Raw genomic sequence first — 15,076 nt, 5'->3', positions numbered from 1 at the left:
ACCAGGGCGATCGCCGACCTTGGATGAAATTTTCCGTTAACTGCTGGAGAGCCATTCTAAAGAGTTAGAAAATTTCCGTATTCAAGGCTTTTTTCAATGCCCCAATGCCCTGTTTGATGCGACGGGAAACGGTGATCACGCTTACCCCCATCATTTCAGCGGCCTCCTTGTGGGTGAAGTCATGGAGAAAAACAAATTCCACAATGCGGCGGGTACGTTCTTCCAAACCGGCCAGGGCCTGTTGCAGGCGGATTTGATCCTCTGGGCTGAGTTGAAAACTACGGAATTCGTGGTGGGCTAAACAGTCCCCCAGGTTAACCTGCCCGTCATCGTCGCCGTTTACTTTGGTGTCCAAACTCACCAGCTCACGATTTTGCAATGCTAGTTTGGTTTCCTGCCAGTCCGTCAGGGGCACCGCTAAAATTTGGGCAATTTCCTCATCGGTGGCAGCTCGGTCATATTTGAGGCGAAATTCTTGCTGGACGGCGATCGCCTGGCGACCCAGATCTAACCAACGACGGGGAATGCGAACGCAGTTACTTTTGTCCCGCAAAAAATGCTGGATTTCTCCCCGGACATAGGGGATGGCAAAGGAGCTAAAAGCATTGCCCTTACTCACATCAAATCTTTCAATAGCCCGGATTAGTCCCAAACAACCCACCTGGGATAAATCTTCAAAACTTTCATTGCATTGGGCTGTCCAATGGTGCGCTTCTTTCCTCACCAGGCCCAGATTGACTTCCATAATCTGATTACGCACGTCAACGTTGTGGGACTCTGCGTAGATTTTGAACAGTCTCAGAGTCTCAAGTTTGAGGTTTTCACTGGTGGCATTGGTCATGGTTTTGGGTTTAGACGACTCTAGTCAATTCTACCGATGGTCAGGCTCTGCCTACATCAGCAAATATATGGAGAAAACAAAAACTTTTTGCCAACCGATGCCCCAGCAAATGCCACGGAAAATACGCTTTGTTTGGGTTTGGGCATCATTCTCCCCCTTGCTCTGTCCGGGAAACTAGTTTGCGTCTGAATCGTTAGCAACGGAGAGATATGGCTAAGAACCCAGAGTAATTATAAGACTAATTCAAAATCTGGACAATAATATGGGGAAAAAGTCAACAATTCTTCAACTAAATCCTTAAGCATTGTTTAAGCATTTGCTGAGCTTGCTGTTGATAACCGCCCCCAAACAAATTGAAGTGGTTGAGGATGTGATAGAGATTGTAGAGGGTTTTCCGTTGTTGATAACCAGGCTCTGGGGGATGAATGGCATGGTAACCCTGGTAAAATCCCGCCGGAAAGCCGCCAAATAATTCTGTCATGGCAATATCCACTTCCCCATCGCCGTAGTAGGTGGCCGGGTCGAGAATTACCGGTTCCCCTGTGGTTAAAATTGCGCCATTGCCAGACCACAAATCGCCGTGGACTAAAGCCGGTGTCGGTTGGCGATCGCCTAGTAAATCCTTCACTTTGGGCACCACCGCCGTTGGATCGGGAAAGTTGCCTCCCCGTCGTCGAGCTAGGGCCAGTTGATAGCCGAGGCGATGCTCCGCAAAAAAGTCGGCCCAACTATCGGTCCAAGGATTGGGCTGGGGAGTGGCCCCGATGGTGTTATCAGTCTGCCAACCAAATTGGGCGCTGCCCCCCGCTTGATGCAATGCCGCCAAATTTTGCCCCATGCGATACCAACTATCATGGTTGCCCTGGCCAAACTCTAGCCATTCCAACACCAGGTAACTATGGCCGGCAGAACTACCGTGGCAAATGGGCCGGGGAACCCTAATGGTATGGGTGGCCGCCATGGCTTCTAACCCGAGGGCCTCCGCTTGAAACATGGGCCACTGCTGGGCTTGGTTAAGTTTGACAAAATATTTCTGCTCCCCGTCCATTAGGCAATAGCCCTGGTTGATGCAACCACCACTCACCGATCGCCGTTCCTGCCCATGGAAGGGTTGGCCGGTGGTCTGACTGATTTGTTGGGCAATGGTTTGCCAGAGGGCAGGGGAATTCACAGGCAAATGGAAAGTAGGGATAGAGAGTACAAATTCCTAAGCTGGGGGGGGAGTTGCTAACAGGGGGTCTAACTGGCCGCGGCTGTCCAGGCTATACAGTTGGTCACAGCCACCAATGCCCTGGTCATTGATAAAAATTTGGGGTACGGTGCGTCGTCCCTCTGCCCTTGCGGCCATAGCTTGCCTGGCTTGGTCATCGCCGTCAATTTTATACTCGATGAACTTAACTCCCTTCCACCACAGTAAAAGCTTGGCCCGGATGCAAAAAGGACAAGTTTGCCAAGTATATACTTCCACTTTGGCTTTGATCCCATCCGCTTGGCGGCCACTGAGGAGGGGGAGCCAGTTGAACAAATTAGCCATGACATTACCTGGAGATTGGAACTGGGAATTTCACATGGGGACTGCAACGGGGTTGTCTTGGTCCTTCTCCTCAAGCATTACAGATCGGCCGGTGTAGCCTCAACCTGGCCATCGGCCCCAACCCAGACGATTTGCCCCACTGCCGTGGTCTCAGCATAGGTGTGCAGTTCCTCCGGCGATCGCCCCCCTAGATCTAATTCCACCCGGCGATCGGGATGCTGGCGGCGCAACTGTTGAGCCTGGCGAAAGGCGGCTCCCTCGGCGGCATCATCCACCGGGCAAACTAGATAATCGATGGTGGCGGTGCTGGTGGGTAAAGTGCCCAATTCGAGCAAACATTGGTGCAGTTCCTCAATGTTCAAAGAAAAGCCCGTACCGGGAAAGGATTGCCGTTGGGGATGGTATTGACTGAGGAGTTGGTCATAACGCCCCCCCTGGCCCAATACGTAACAGTTATCAGTTTGGCGGCTCACTGCTTGGAAAACCATCCCAGTGTAATAATCAAACGGCTGGAGCCAACTCAAATCTAGTACCAAATTGGAGGGCCCATCTCCACTGGCCGCCACCAAGGATAACAATGCCTGCAGGCGATCGACCCGAGCTAAACATTCTCCTTCCAAGTTTAATTGGGCTAATCTTCCCAACACTTCCTCCACGGTGCCCCGCAGGTCAAACAGTTGTAAGGCCAGGTTTTTAGCTGCGTCATCGGGATAGGGGAGTTGGGAGAGCTCCACATAGTCCAAACGGGTGATGCAATCGCGGACAGCGGCTTGGAGAGTGGTAGGTAATTTGGCCAATAGACTTCTGGTCAAGCCAGCGTCACCCAAAATTAGTTGCCAATCGGTTAGGCCCAATTGGGTCAGGCAATCGGTCAACAGCAGAAGAATTTCCGCATCGGCCCGGACGCCTCCAGCAAAGAGCAATTCTATGCCCGCTTGGAAAAACTCCATTTGCTTTCCGTGGTAGCCTTCTGGAGGATTGCGAAAGACGTTGGCCCGGTAACACAATCTTTGGGGCTGATTGTCAGTCATGCGGGTCACCACCGCCCGGGCAATGGAAGCAGTCAATTCTGGCCGTAAACCCAACCGTCCTTCCCCCCGGTCCTGGAGTTGGATAACTTTATGGGCGGAAATTGCTCCCCCGGCCACAAGGGTATCCAGCCATTCCAAAGTGGAAGTAACAATGCGCTGATAGCCCCAACGGTGAAAAGTTTGTTGCAGTTGGTCATTGATGCAGGCTTTTTGGGCAACTTCTAGGGGAAGTAAGTCCCTGGCTCCAGCGGGGGGATGGTGAATCATGGCAGCTTAGTTTCGGCGGGGGCAAATTTAAATATAATGTTTTCCCGCAACCCCAAGGAATATTTCCCCGGTTTTCCTTGGTTGGCAAAATTCTCAAAAACCCTTACTTCCAGATGATCAGGCGGATTTTTCTAGGTGATGGAGTAGGGCTTGGCGCATCACATCAACTGGTACGTCCCGTTGTAACCAAATTTTCAATGCCGCAGCCCCCTGTTGCACGAGCATTTCTGCTCCGTCGATGGTCACTAAGCCTCGCTCCTGGGCCTGTTGTAAAAACTTGGTGGGGCGGGGAGTATAAATTAGGTCATAGGCGATCGCCGTTGGCGGTAATTTTTCCACCAGGCATTGATCTAGGGGGGATTGCTCGGGATGGGGAACCATGCCCACGGGGGTACTGTTAATCAATAAAGTTGCTTGGGGGATAACCTTGGATAACTCTTCCCAGGGCAGGACTTGCAAAGCTTGTTTGATTTCCCGATCTGTCCAACTGTCGGCAAACTGGGCCAGCTTTTCTGGACTGCGACCCACCACAATAATTTCTGGACAACCCAATTGGATTAAACCCACCACCACTGCTCTGGCGGCCCCACCGTGACCGAGGACCATCGCCTTCCCCCCTGACCAATCTCGCTTTAACTCCAATAAAGGAGCCAAAAAACCCTCAACATCGGTATTGGTTCCCTGCCAACCATGGCCATCCCGCCAGAGAGTATTCACGGCCCCCACTTGCTGAGCGGTTTCAGTTATCTGGGTCAATAAAGGCATCACCGCCTGTTTATGGGGAATCGTCACGCTTAACCCCTGGACTCCACTAGCCCCCAAACCTTCAATGGCTACTGGCAAATCCGCCGGGGCAATGGGAAAAGCGGCATACACATAGTCACTGGAGATCGCCTGGAGAGCTGCATTGTGCATCACCGGGGACAGGGAATGGGCCACCGGATGACCAATCACACCGAGAAGCTTAGTTTTACCGGTAATGGGGAGCATGGGGGACAATTGTTAATTTAAATGGAGCCATGCTATATTACTAAATTGCTAGGACGTATAGCTCAGTTGGTTAGAGTACATCGTTGACATCGATGGGGTCACTGGTTCGAATCCAGTTACGTCCATAAACCTGCTCCCTGACAGGCTATTCCTGGTCAAAGGGAAACTTTCGTCTGCAATGGTTTACGGCCAACGAGAGCAATTGATCATTATGTTTCCTCGGGCAGCATTGTCCGGCTAGGATAATTAGCTGGTAATTTTTCTAAGGAGTGGGGAAAAAATGGCTTCCTATGACATCACAATTATCGGCGGTGGCATTGTTGGTTTGGCCACGGGGTTATTTATTAGTCGTCGTTTTCCTCAATACAAATTATTGATTTTGGAGAAGGAAGCGGAGCCAGCCCACCACCAAACGGGGCACAATAGCGGCGTCATTCACTCTGGCATTTACTATAAACCTGGCAGCTTTAAGGCCCAATTCACCAAAGCTGGCAACCAAAGCATGGTGGAATTTTGCCAGGAACACGCCCTGCCCTACGAGGTTTGTGGCAAAGTGATTGTGGCGACCAAACCGGCGGAATTGCCCCTATTGGAAAACCTATTTAATCGGGGTCAAGCCAATGGCTTAAAGGTGAAAAAACTTAGCCCTGAACAGGTTGGGGAGTATGAGCCCCATGTGCGATGCTTAGGGGGGATTCATGTGTCCACTTCTGGCATTGTTAATTACAAACTGGTTTGTCAAAAATATGCGGAATTAATTCAGGCCCAGGGCGGAGAAATCAAGTTTAACCATCGGGTAAGTGGTATTGCAACCCAGGCTAATGGCCATAGTTTGGTCACTAACCAGGGGGATTTTTTTAGTCGTTTTCTGATCAATTGTGGCGGTCTCCAGAGCGATCGCCTGGCCAAGATGGCGGGGATCAAGCCTGATGCTAAAATCGTGCCTTTTCGGGGAGAATATTATGAGTTGAAGCCAGAGAAAAGATATTTAGTCAAAGGTTTAATTTACCCGGTCCCCAACCCGGCCTTTCCCTTTTTGGGGGTACATTTCACTCGCATGATTGATGGCAGTATCCACGCTGGGCCCAATGCGGTGCTGAGTTTGAAGCGGGAAGGTTATCGCAAAACAGATTTTGATTGGGGAGATTTTACTGAGGTGATGGCCTATGCTGGCTTTTGGAAGTTGGTGGGTAAACATTGGCAAGAAGGCCTACAGGAAATTATTCGTTCCTTCAGTAAGGCGGCCTTTGTGCGGAGTTTACAAGAATTAATTCCGGAAGTGACGGCGGACGACATTGTGCCCAATCCAGCGGGGGTGAGGGCCCAAGCGCTGAAAAATGATGGGGCTTTGGTGGAGGATTTTCTCATTGTCCCCGGCCCCAATTCCCTCCAGGTACTTAACGCTCCTTCTCCGGCGGCCACAGCTTCTTTGGAAATTGGCAAGGCGATCGCCGCCCAGGTACCGACGCTGTAAAAGACTGGGGCCAATTATTTAAAGTAATGGGTCGAAAATGACAAGGCAACGGGGAATTCGTTGGCATGGCTCTAGCTGCGAGGCGATTGTCCCACCACCGGTCAGAGTCAGTGGTTTACCTTAAGATGGGAACAGAAATTCGTCACTGAGGTAAAGGAATGCGAGCTGTGTTGATGGCAGGGGGGGCAGGCACCCGTTTGAGACCCCTGACTTGCGATCTACCCAAGCCCATGGTGCCCATTGTTAATCAACCGATCGCCGCCCATATTATCCATTTGCTCCGTCGCCATAACATCACCGAAGTGGTGGCCACCCTCCATTACCTCCCCGATGCCATGCGGGACTATTTCCTCGACGGCAGTGAATTCGGGGTTCAGATGACCTATGCAGTGGAGGATGAACATCCCCTCGGTACGGCGGGTTGTGTCAAAAACATTGAAGAGTTACTGGATGATACTTTTTTGGTCATTAGTGGGGATAGCATCACAGATTTTAATCTCACCCAGGCGATCGCCTTCCACAGACAAAAACAGGCCAAGGCGACCCTGATTTTGACCAAGGTTCCCAACCCCCTGGAATTTGGCGTGGTCATCACCGACGAAAACCAACGGGTGCAAAGATTTTTAGAAAAACCCTCCACCAGTGAAGTTTTTTCCGACACCGTCAACACCGGCACCTATATCCTCGAACCGGAGGTGCTGGCCTATCTGCCCCCCAGGGAGGAAATGGATTTTTCCAAGGATTTATTTCCCCTCCTACTGGAAAATGACGAGCCCATGTATGGTTTTGTCGCCGATGGTTACTGGTGTGATGTTGGTAATCTAGATGCCTACCGGGAAGCTCAATACGATGCCCTAGAAAAAAAAGTCACGTTGGAATTGGGTAACCTGCCCCGGCACTCCGACATTTGGATCGGGGAAAACACCACCATTGATCCCACCGCTGTTCTGATTCCCCCCCTGGCGATCGGCGATAACTGCAACATCGGCCCGGGCACTAGATTGGAAGCCGGTACCATCATTGGCGATAACGTCACCATTGGCGCTGGAGCAGAATTAAAACGGGCTATTATTTGGAATGGAGTCCTCATTGGCGATGAAGCTTACCTGGCTGCCTGTGTGGTGGGACGGGGCTGTCGCATAGAAAGACGGGTACAGGTGCTGGAAGGGGCGGTAATTGGTCCCCTATCCATCATTGGCGAAGAAGCCCAGATCAACTCCAACGTTAAAGTTTGGCCCAGTAAACGGGTGGAACCGGGGGCTATTCTCAACATTAATTTGATCTGGGGAAGCACCGGCCACCGCAACCTATTCGGCCAGAGGGGGGTTTCCGGCATTGTCAACATTGATATGACGCCGGAGTTTGCCGTTAAATTGGGGGCAGCCTACGGTTCTTCCCTCAAGCCAGGGGCGGAAATTGTTGTTTCCCGGGATCAACGCAACGTCTCCCGCATGGTTACCCGTTCCCTCATTGCTGGCCTGATGTCGGTGGGGGTAAACATCCAAAACCTGGAAGCGACAGCGATTCCCATTGCCCGCACCATGACCCCGAAGTTGAAAGTGGCCGGTGGCATCCATGTGCGTATTCACCCTGATCGCCCGGATTATTTGCTGATTGAATTTCTTGATAGCCAGGGTATCAACATTTCCAAAAAGACCGAGAAAAAAATTGAAGGGGCCTATTTCAAGGAAGATTTACGTCGGGTCAGCATTCCTCAAATCGGCGATATGTCCTATCCGGCCCAGGTGTTGGAAACCTACTGCCACACCTTTGAAAAGCTTCTGGAGATGGACATCATCAATAATGATGGGGCCAAAATTGTCATCGACTATGCCTATGGGGTGTCCGGTGCCATTCTGCCCTTACTGTTAACCAAATTCGGCTGTGACGCAGTGGTCCTCAATGCCAGCCTGCGGCAAACGGCTGTTTCCAACGAAGAAAAGGAAGTCCTACTCAGTCAGTTGGGGCAAGTGGTATCGGCGCTCCAGGCCAATTTGGGAGTGCAGGTTTCCGCCAATGGAGAACAACTTACCCTGGTGGACGAAGGGGGCTTGCCCATCCGGGGGGAACTGCTGACGGCCTTGATGGTGCACATGATGTTAACTGCCTCTCCCAGGGGAACCATTGTGGTGCCAGTGCAGGCCTCCAGTGCAGTGGAGAAGTTGGCCCGCCGCCATGGAGGGAAAGTTTTGAGGACCAAGGCCAATCCCACCGCTTTGATGGCCGCCGCCCAATCGAGCCATAACGTGGTTTTGGGGGGCAGTGGGGAAACCGGTTTTATTTTCCCCCGCTTACACCCCGGCTTTGATGCCATGTTCTGCATTGCCAAAGTGATGGAAATGCTGACTGTGCAAAAACGTACCCTGGGGGAAATTCGGGCAGAATTGCCGACGGTTTACCACAACAGTTGCAGTGTCCGTTGTTCTTGGAAAATTAAAGGGGCCCTGATGCGCCATTTAGTGGAAATCCATCGGGATCAGCATATTGAACTGGTGGACGGGGTAAAAATAACTTTTCCCAACGGAGACAACTGGGTCTTGATTTTGCCCGATGCGGGAGAGCCCCTAGTCCACATTTATGCCAACAGTGAAGACCGCCACTGGGTAGATGACAAATTACGTTACTACCAGGCTCAGGTATTGAATTTTATTAGCGATGCCCAGGAGGAATCCTACCAACATTTTTCCTGATGCTAGGGATGGGTGAAACCCCTTTGGGAACCACTATTACTAAGGCGATCGCCAGTGGATCGATAAAGTTAAAGAGAGTAGACCTGGCCGCCGAGAAACACCCTGGTAATGCCCTTGGACTTGAGTGCTTGGGCAGTTTTTTGGACGATGCTAGCGTCAGGCAAGCGAATTACCTTTTGGGTTTTGAGGGAAAAGCGCCTGGCCACTCGATGATTATCAAATACAGGTAGGGTTTTGGCCTGGACTTCTTCGGGGGGTAGGGCTCCATCTAGGCTGAACTCCTTCAGGGGACGGACAATCAATTCGCCTCTCCTGTCCACCACCAGGTAGCAGTTTTTGGGCATAGACGCTTCCATCAGGGGCAAAATTGAAATTAGTTCTGCGGTGTTTGTTTGAGTTTGTTTGGTGGCCACTGGGGTGGGGACATAATCTTCTTCCCCCTGGTCTTCGTCAAAATCCTCTAATTCGTCTTCAAACTCGTCATCTTCATCGTCCTCGTCGTCTAAATCATCAATATCTTCATCTTCCTCATCCAGCAAATCTAAGTCCTCGTCTATGTCCTTGACAATTTCATCTAGGGCAGAGGATTTAATCGAAACAATCTGGGGGCGTCGAACCATGGGGGCATCCGATGGTACTTCAGTTTTAGCCACTGGCATGGCGGTTGGGCTGTCACCAAATTCCGTTGGGCCAGGCTGGGCTGGGGCGGGTAAGGCGATCGCCGGCGGATCGACGGTTTCTACCGCATCGGCAAACCCATCACGCCCTGGGTCAACAGAACTGCTGGTGACTCGACGGCGGGAACGCACACGGCGGCCCTGGCTAGTGGTGGTCTCACCATTGTCACCATCTGGATCGTTCAGTTCAGCCACAGGGGAAATCTCGGCCACGGAATCCGAAGGACTGTTAGTTTCCGTCCCCTCTGACTTTTTCCTGGATGGCTTGGGCAAAGGTAGCGTCAACTGGGCATCATTTCTGGGTCCCTTACTGCCCCTTTTCTCCTGCACCAAGGTTTCATACTCCCCACTGGCGATCGCCGTTTTTAGGAGACGACTGACGGTGGAAACGCTCACCCCAAAACGTTCCGCCAAGGTAGTGGTGGTGGCGGGGGTTTGCCGGTAAAGGTCAACCAACTCTTGTTTATCGGTGTCGGTCAGCTTAGCGGGACTCATGGCAGTAACCATCAGGACAATTTGACATTAGTGGAACAGACGACAGGGGTGAATCTGCTAATATGTGGTTGATTCGGCGGCGGCCGGGCGAAAGCAAATTACCCTGGGCAGGATTCCAAGGATATAACTTTTTCCCACTACGGCCGAATGGTCCTATTCCAGCTACCTTGCAATATATCATTATGCCAATTGCTGCGGCGAAACCGGCCCTTCTTGTCCTTGCGGATGGCACCGCCTATCCCGGTTGGTCCTTTGGGGCCAATGGCACCACAGTGGGAGAGGTGGTATTCAACACCGGCATGACTGGTTACCAAGAAGTGATGACCGACCCCAGTTATTGCGGCCAGATTGTCACGTTTACCTATCCCGAGTTGGGCAATACCGGAGTCAATGGGGAGGATGAAGAATCCATCCATCCCCACGTTAAGGGGGTAGTGGCCCGCAACATTACCCGCCGCCCCAGCAACTGGCGATCGACCCAATCCCTACCGGACTATCTAGTAGAACATAAAATTATCGGCATTTATGGCATCGACACCAGGGCCCTGACCCGCAAGTTGCGTTCCGTTGGTGCCATGAACGGCGGCATCTCCACGGAAATTTTGGAGCCGGAAGCCCTGTTACAGCATATTCAGGCGGCCCCGAGCATGGCGGGGTTGAACCTGGTCAAGGAAGTGACTACCCGTGAAGTTTACGAATGGACCGATCCCACCAATGACCATTGGCAATTCGGGCCAGTAGCGGAACAAAAGGGACAACCGCCCCTCACCGTGGTGGCCCTGGACTTTGGGGTGAAGCGGAATATTCTACGTCGCCTTGCCAGTTATGGTTGTCGGGTGATTGTGGTGCCCGCCAGCACGTCCCCAGCGGAGATTCTCCAGTACAACCCCGACGGCATTTTCCTTTCCAATGGCCCTGGTGATCCCGCAGCGGTGGAGGAAGGCATTGTCACCACTAAGGAATTGTTGGCGGCGAAAAAGCCCATTTTTGGCATTTGCATGGGGCATCAAGTGTTGGGGTTATCTTTGGGGGCGGAAACCTTTAAGCTCAAATTTGGCCATCGGGGGCTCAATCAACCCTGTGGTCTCAAGCAACAGGTGGAAATTACCAGCCAGAACCATGGTTTTGCTGTGACGGAAGATTCCCTAGTCGAAGAAGTGGAAATTACCCATTTCAATCTCAACGATAAAACGGTGGCGGGGCTACGCCATAAGGAACTACCATTTTTCTCGGTGCAGTATCACCCTGAGGCCAGTCCAGGGCCCCATGATGCTGATTATTTGTTTGCGGATTTTGTCCAGTTGATGCGCCAACAAAAGGCCGAGGCCGCTGCTTAGTAACAGTTGCGATTGACTATATTGCCGATAGTCATAGTAGTACAATTTATACTGCGTCCGTTGTTAAACCGGTAGTTATCAAAGGTTGTGTTGCCGACCCGTTGGCGACTGTGATCAAGCTGGTTACCACGGTTGTCCCGCACAGTGCCATAACCGTTATTGCCGTACTGATTGTAATTGACATTACTGCGGTAACCATTACGACCCTGGTAGGTGCCATAGTTTTGGCGGTAGTTATCGTTGCCGTAGCTATAGCCGTTGTAATACTGAGCTTGGGCGGCGGTTCCAGTAACAAGAACCAGCACCGCAGTTAAAAGGATAGTTTTCATACAATTTCCTCAAAATTAGGATTGGTGATGAAGGCGATCGCCACTAGAGGGGTTGGATTCACCTTCGAGTTAGTTATCGGTACTGGCTAGGAAAGTTATGCAAATGGAGCAAATTTATTTTTGTGGTGATGTTTTGGGGGAGATTTGCATAAAGTTTGGCGGCGGGGGCGATAGATAAACAGTTCCCTTTACAACCCCGATGAAAAGCCATGAGTGACCTCCAGCCCGTAACCACCGTTCTTGCCCAGCGGACTATTTACGAAACCCCGGGGGTGTTTAGCCCCAACCAAGGTATTGTCAGCGCCCTCATCAACTTTCCTACCCTCAATGAAGATTTAGTAATTCAACGGATTATTCAGGATCATCAAGCCAAAAAAGCCCAGGAAAATTCCCTCTGGCGTATTGGTGGTGGTTTATTAGGTCTGTGCCTAGGACTAGGGGACGGTTTCCAAGTTGGGGATTTAATTGGGGCTGCTGTCGGTTCTGGTCTCGGCGGCGGTATCAGCAATGAACTGCAAAGGGCAGATGAAGCTACCCTGCGGGCACTCAATTTGGAATGGGTAAACAGTCCTGATTCCTATATCTATCACCGTAAACGTCACCGGGGAGAAGCTGTCCGTCGCCTGTTGTTGATCATGCCCCATCCCCAAACCTCTGCTCCTAGCACTACTTTTGCTGTGCAATTTCCCGATGGCTATGTGGCTTGTTTGGCGATCGCCGACATTGCCAATCAGTTGATGTTTACCATGGCGGGTTATGGCTTTGACCTTGATTGGGTTGGCCAAAAGCAGAATTTGGGCTTTATTCCTACGGATTTAGGCAACAGTTTACCGGTGGAGATTTGGAGTGGTCAGAATCAACATTTGGTAGCCATTCCCTACAATACCCCCCACCAATTTATTTACTAAGGAGCAACCATGGATAACCTGTATAAACAGCAACGGTTAAACACCATTGAAGACGACCGTTGGCAACGATTCCAAGCGGATGCGCGTAAGCGTCGTTTAGTGGCGATCGGAGTCACTACAGGAGGGGTAGCCCTCGGTTACCTTCTACAAACGGTGTGGATTTTTCTGGCAGTGGAAACTGCTCTTTGGTTAGCTCTAAAGTACGGTAGGAATCTAAAAAAATGAGCTTCAATTATGGTGATTTACCCCAAGAACAACAACAATATTTGGCTTCCCGCTTCGACAACTATGGGCTGGATCCAGAATTAGCCTATAACCATCTGATTCCCATCGATGTGAAACTCCAAGGGGCGGATTTTGTCGAAGAATTTATGCGGGATAAGCATATTTCCCATATTTACCCCCAGAGCAGTTATCCCGATTTAGGCGATCGCCTCGATAACGTTTTTCTGGAAGACCCCTCCGCTAACCTGGCCCGGGGAGCCGATATTGCTAGTCCCGATGAAATTTTTAATGCTCAGCTAGACAACAGCCAAGATGCTTGGGACATGGACTTCAATGACAATGGCATTTTGGATCAATGGGAGGCTTTTTACTAGCTCTAACAAAATTTTAACTAAAGCTAGGCGGTGGAAGGGTAGGTGTCTCATGCTTGCTCTTTCATTGCTTTTTTAATTAATTACTCATCTTTTCTAGCTGGATTGATAGCACCTCATCCATCCAAGCATTAATACTCTTACCAGCTTTGGTGGCGGCAATGTAAATTTTACGATGTATTTCAGGGGTTGTACGATAGGGGAGTTTGCCGGAGAAGGGTTTTTCTGGTTCTTCCCCTCGCTCTTGACAAAAGTCTAAATAATCATCAACGGATTCATGAAAACAATTAATGGCTTCTTCAATTGTCTGGCCATGGAAGGTAATAACATCTTTAATGTCAATAACTAAACCAGAGATAAGATTTTCTTCAAGGTCTAACTCAAATTTTCCGGTATAGCCTTTATAAGTAGCAGTTTGCATAAATCTCCGATCGGTTATTTTTGAAAAAAGGGAAAACATACAAAAATACGATCCCTTATTTTATTGATTTTTTTAGTAAACCTTACTCATATGAAACTAAAAAACGTTAGCTGGCCCTAGAAGTTGGGGTATCTCTCTTACACAACTGCGCCCGACTTCATTATTCGGATGAGGTTTGTGAAAGACAGCTTTTAGCCCGTTTAGAGAGACTCGAACTTTTGAACCATTGCCTTGGGACACCCCCTTGCCCCCAACGACCATGGCCGGCGCCCGCCCTCGCCCTGCTCTCCGGAGCGGTTGCTCACATCGTTGAGCGGTGAACTGCTGCCGCGCATCTGCTGACAGTGGTGCTGGCGTTATTCGCCCAGTGCTTCCGCCACAGCCCTCTGGAACACCGCCTCATCAGGGGTGATGCCCGTCCACTGCTCGAAGATCTGGATCGCTAGCTGCACAAGCATCTCCACCCCATCCACGATCGGGCAACCCCGTTCACGGGCCGTCGCCAAGAAGGGCGTGATCCGCGGATTGGTGATCACATCCACCACCACAGTGCCTGGAGCAAGGCTGTTCCAGTCCAGAGGCACCGGCTCGAGTTCAGGGGCGCAACCGAGATGGGTGGCATTCATCAGCAGGGTAGTGCCTTCCGGCAGCACTACCTTCCCCTGCCAGGGTTGCCAAGTCGCTGGAACACCGGACACACGAGTCACCATCGCAGCCACTTCCTCACCTTGCTCCTGCCGCCGGGTAATTAGGGTGAGCTGCTCAGCACCGGCCCAGGCCAGTTCCGCTGCCATCGCCCTCCCGGCGCCACCGGCGCCAAGCATCACCACGCGCTGTCCTCTGAGGGAGGCCACCTTCTCGATCGCCTTCACCACCCCCTTGCCGTCGTTGTTGTGGCCGATCAGGCGACCCTGCTCCACTGTGACGTAGTTGGCCGCACCGATCGCCTTCACGTCATCGTCGATCGCATCCAGCATGGGGATGACCGCTACCTTGTAGGGTACGGTGATGCCGACGCCCCGGTAGCCGAGGGGCACCAGAGCCCTGACCGCATGAGCGAGATCCGCTTCAGAAGCGATATCGCTCTTCCAGAACTGCCAGGGCAGGTCGTAATGGGCATAGACCGCATCGAACATGAGGTCGATCGGGTTCTCGGCCACGGGATGACCGAGCATGCCAGTCATTTGTTTTTGAGGCGGGATCATAATGGACTGCCCTGATGCCTCAGGTTGATCATCCCCGGGGTGGATGGCAAGCGGAATCCGTTCCTGTTTTTTATTCATTTATTTAGGTGCTGGCTTTACCTCTCTAACGATATCATGGCTTGATATCACTTGCGTTGGCAGTAGATGGAATATTCAAAAACGAGCCTCGGCTGACCGGGAACAAAAAAGTTTAGTGTCATGGGCTGGAGCCTTTACCCTGTCAGGGATTGAGACACTAACATCTTTCCAATTCAATAACTAGCAGCCCAGCTAAAAAGAAT

At 51.2% G+C, this 15,076-nt stretch carries 15 protein-coding genes and 1 tRNA gene; 7 read left to right on the top strand and 9 right to left on the bottom strand.

The window, feature by feature from the left end:
• Positions 1-64 precede the first annotated feature (64 nt).
• The 5 genes from H6G45_RS15170 to H6G45_RS15150 all read right to left on the bottom strand — a co-directional run bounded on the left by H6G45_RS15170 (position 65) and on the right by H6G45_RS15150 (position 4,663).
• Positions 65-841, bottom strand: coding sequence for an RNA polymerase sigma factor SigF (locus H6G45_RS15170; RefSeq protein ID WP_190599237.1), 777 nt, complete (start codon positions 839-841; stop codon positions 65-67).
• 289 nt (positions 842-1,130) lie between these two features.
• Positions 1,131-2,018, bottom strand: a complete 888-nt coding sequence (locus H6G45_RS15165) for a fructosamine kinase family protein (RefSeq protein WP_190599236.1) — start codon at positions 2,016-2,018, stop codon at positions 1,131-1,133.
• A 30-nt stretch (positions 2,019-2,048) separates the two neighbouring features.
• Entirely contained in the window at positions 2,049-2,375 is a 327-nt protein-coding gene (grxC, locus tag H6G45_RS15160) for a glutaredoxin 3 (RefSeq protein ID WP_190599235.1), read from the bottom strand.
• A gap of 77 nt (positions 2,376-2,452) precedes the next feature.
• Positions 2,453-3,673 carry an ATP phosphoribosyltransferase regulatory subunit gene (locus H6G45_RS15155; RefSeq protein ID WP_190599234.1) on the bottom strand — a complete coding sequence of 407 codons (1,221 nt, stop codon included), beginning with the start codon at positions 3,671-3,673 and terminating at the stop codon, positions 2,453-2,455.
• A 117-nt stretch (positions 3,674-3,790) separates the two neighbouring features.
• Positions 3,791-4,663: a shikimate dehydrogenase gene (locus H6G45_RS15150; protein WP_190599233.1), complete on the bottom strand. Its 873-nt coding sequence runs from the start codon at positions 4,661-4,663 to the stop codon at positions 3,791-3,793.
• Positions 4,664-4,714: 51 nt separating this feature from the next.
• Between H6G45_RS15150 and H6G45_RS15145 the strand changes: the two genes are divergently transcribed.
• The 3 genes from H6G45_RS15145 to H6G45_RS15135 all read left to right on the top strand — a co-directional run bounded on the left by H6G45_RS15145 (position 4,715) and on the right by H6G45_RS15135 (position 8,827).
• Positions 4,715-4,788, top strand: a tRNA-Val gene (locus H6G45_RS15145).
• Between the two features lie 155 nt (positions 4,789-4,943).
• A complete protein-coding gene (lhgO, locus tag H6G45_RS15140; RefSeq protein ID WP_190599232.1) occupies positions 4,944-6,137 on the top strand; it encodes an L-2-hydroxyglutarate oxidase in 1,194 nt (397 codons plus the stop codon).
• A gap of 158 nt (positions 6,138-6,295) precedes the next feature.
• Positions 6,296-8,827, top strand: a complete 2,532-nt coding sequence (locus tag H6G45_RS15135) for a mannose-1-phosphate guanyltransferase (RefSeq protein WP_190599231.1) — start codon at positions 6,296-6,298, stop codon at positions 8,825-8,827.
• Positions 8,828-8,895: 68 nt separating this feature from the next.
• Here H6G45_RS15135 and H6G45_RS15130 read toward each other — a convergent pair whose 3' ends face one another.
• Complete coding sequence (locus tag H6G45_RS15130; RefSeq protein ID WP_190599230.1) at positions 8,896-10,011, bottom strand: helix-turn-helix domain-containing protein; 1,116 nt, start codon at positions 10,009-10,011, stop codon at positions 8,896-8,898.
• Between the two features lie 170 nt (positions 10,012-10,181).
• On the opposite strand from H6G45_RS15130, the gene carA reads away from it, so the two are divergent.
• Positions 10,182-11,336, top strand: coding sequence for a glutamine-hydrolyzing carbamoyl-phosphate synthase small subunit (carA, locus tag H6G45_RS15125; RefSeq protein WP_190599229.1), 1,155 nt, complete (start codon positions 10,182-10,184; stop codon positions 11,334-11,336).
• Here carA and H6G45_RS15120 read toward each other — a convergent pair.
• Entirely contained in the window at positions 11,333-11,665 is a 333-nt protein-coding gene (locus H6G45_RS15120) for a hypothetical protein (RefSeq protein WP_190599228.1), read from the bottom strand. The two genes, carA and H6G45_RS15120, sit on opposite strands and share 4 nt — an antisense overlap.
• 209 nt (positions 11,666-11,874) lie before the next feature.
• Between H6G45_RS15120 and H6G45_RS15115 the strand changes: the two genes are divergently transcribed.
• Genes H6G45_RS15115 through H6G45_RS15105 form a run of 3 tightly spaced genes read left to right on the top strand, consistent with a single transcriptional unit; the run spans position 11,875 to position 13,172 of the window.
• The gene (locus H6G45_RS15115; protein ID WP_190599227.1) at positions 11,875-12,573 is read left to right on the top strand and encodes a hypothetical protein; all 699 of its coding nucleotides are present in this window, start codon (positions 11,875-11,877) and stop codon (positions 12,571-12,573) included.
• A 9-nt stretch (positions 12,574-12,582) separates the two neighbouring features.
• Positions 12,583-12,798, top strand: a complete 216-nt coding sequence (locus tag H6G45_RS15110) for a hypothetical protein (protein WP_190599226.1) — start codon at positions 12,583-12,585, stop codon at positions 12,796-12,798.
• Positions 12,795-13,172 (top strand): hypothetical protein, encoded by a 378-nt coding sequence (locus H6G45_RS15105; protein ID WP_190599225.1) that lies wholly within the window; start codon positions 12,795-12,797, stop codon positions 13,170-13,172. Before H6G45_RS15110 ends, H6G45_RS15105 begins: the two co-directional genes overlap by 4 nt.
• A 76-nt stretch (positions 13,173-13,248) precedes the next feature.
• Here the strand turns inward: H6G45_RS15105 and H6G45_RS15100 are convergent, their stop codons facing one another.
• Both H6G45_RS15100 and H6G45_RS15095 read right to left on the bottom strand, forming a co-directional pair.
• Positions 13,249-13,590: a type II toxin-antitoxin system HicB family antitoxin gene (locus H6G45_RS15100; protein ID WP_190599224.1), complete on the bottom strand. Its 342-nt coding sequence runs from the start codon at positions 13,588-13,590 to the stop codon at positions 13,249-13,251.
• A 356-nt stretch (positions 13,591-13,946) separates the two neighbouring features.
• Positions 13,947-14,873, bottom strand: coding sequence for a shikimate dehydrogenase (locus H6G45_RS15095; protein WP_242018189.1), 927 nt, complete (start codon positions 14,871-14,873; stop codon positions 13,947-13,949).
• Positions 14,874-15,076: the final 203 nt, after the last annotated feature.

This window comes from Synechocystis sp. FACHB-383 (assembly GCF_014698605.1).
Lineage (GTDB): Bacteria > Cyanobacteriota > Cyanobacteriia > Cyanobacteriales > Microcystaceae > Synechocystis > Synechocystis salina.
The sequence above is the reverse complement of the archived record's forward strand: the minus strand, read 5'-3'. Positions and strand labels throughout refer to the sequence as shown.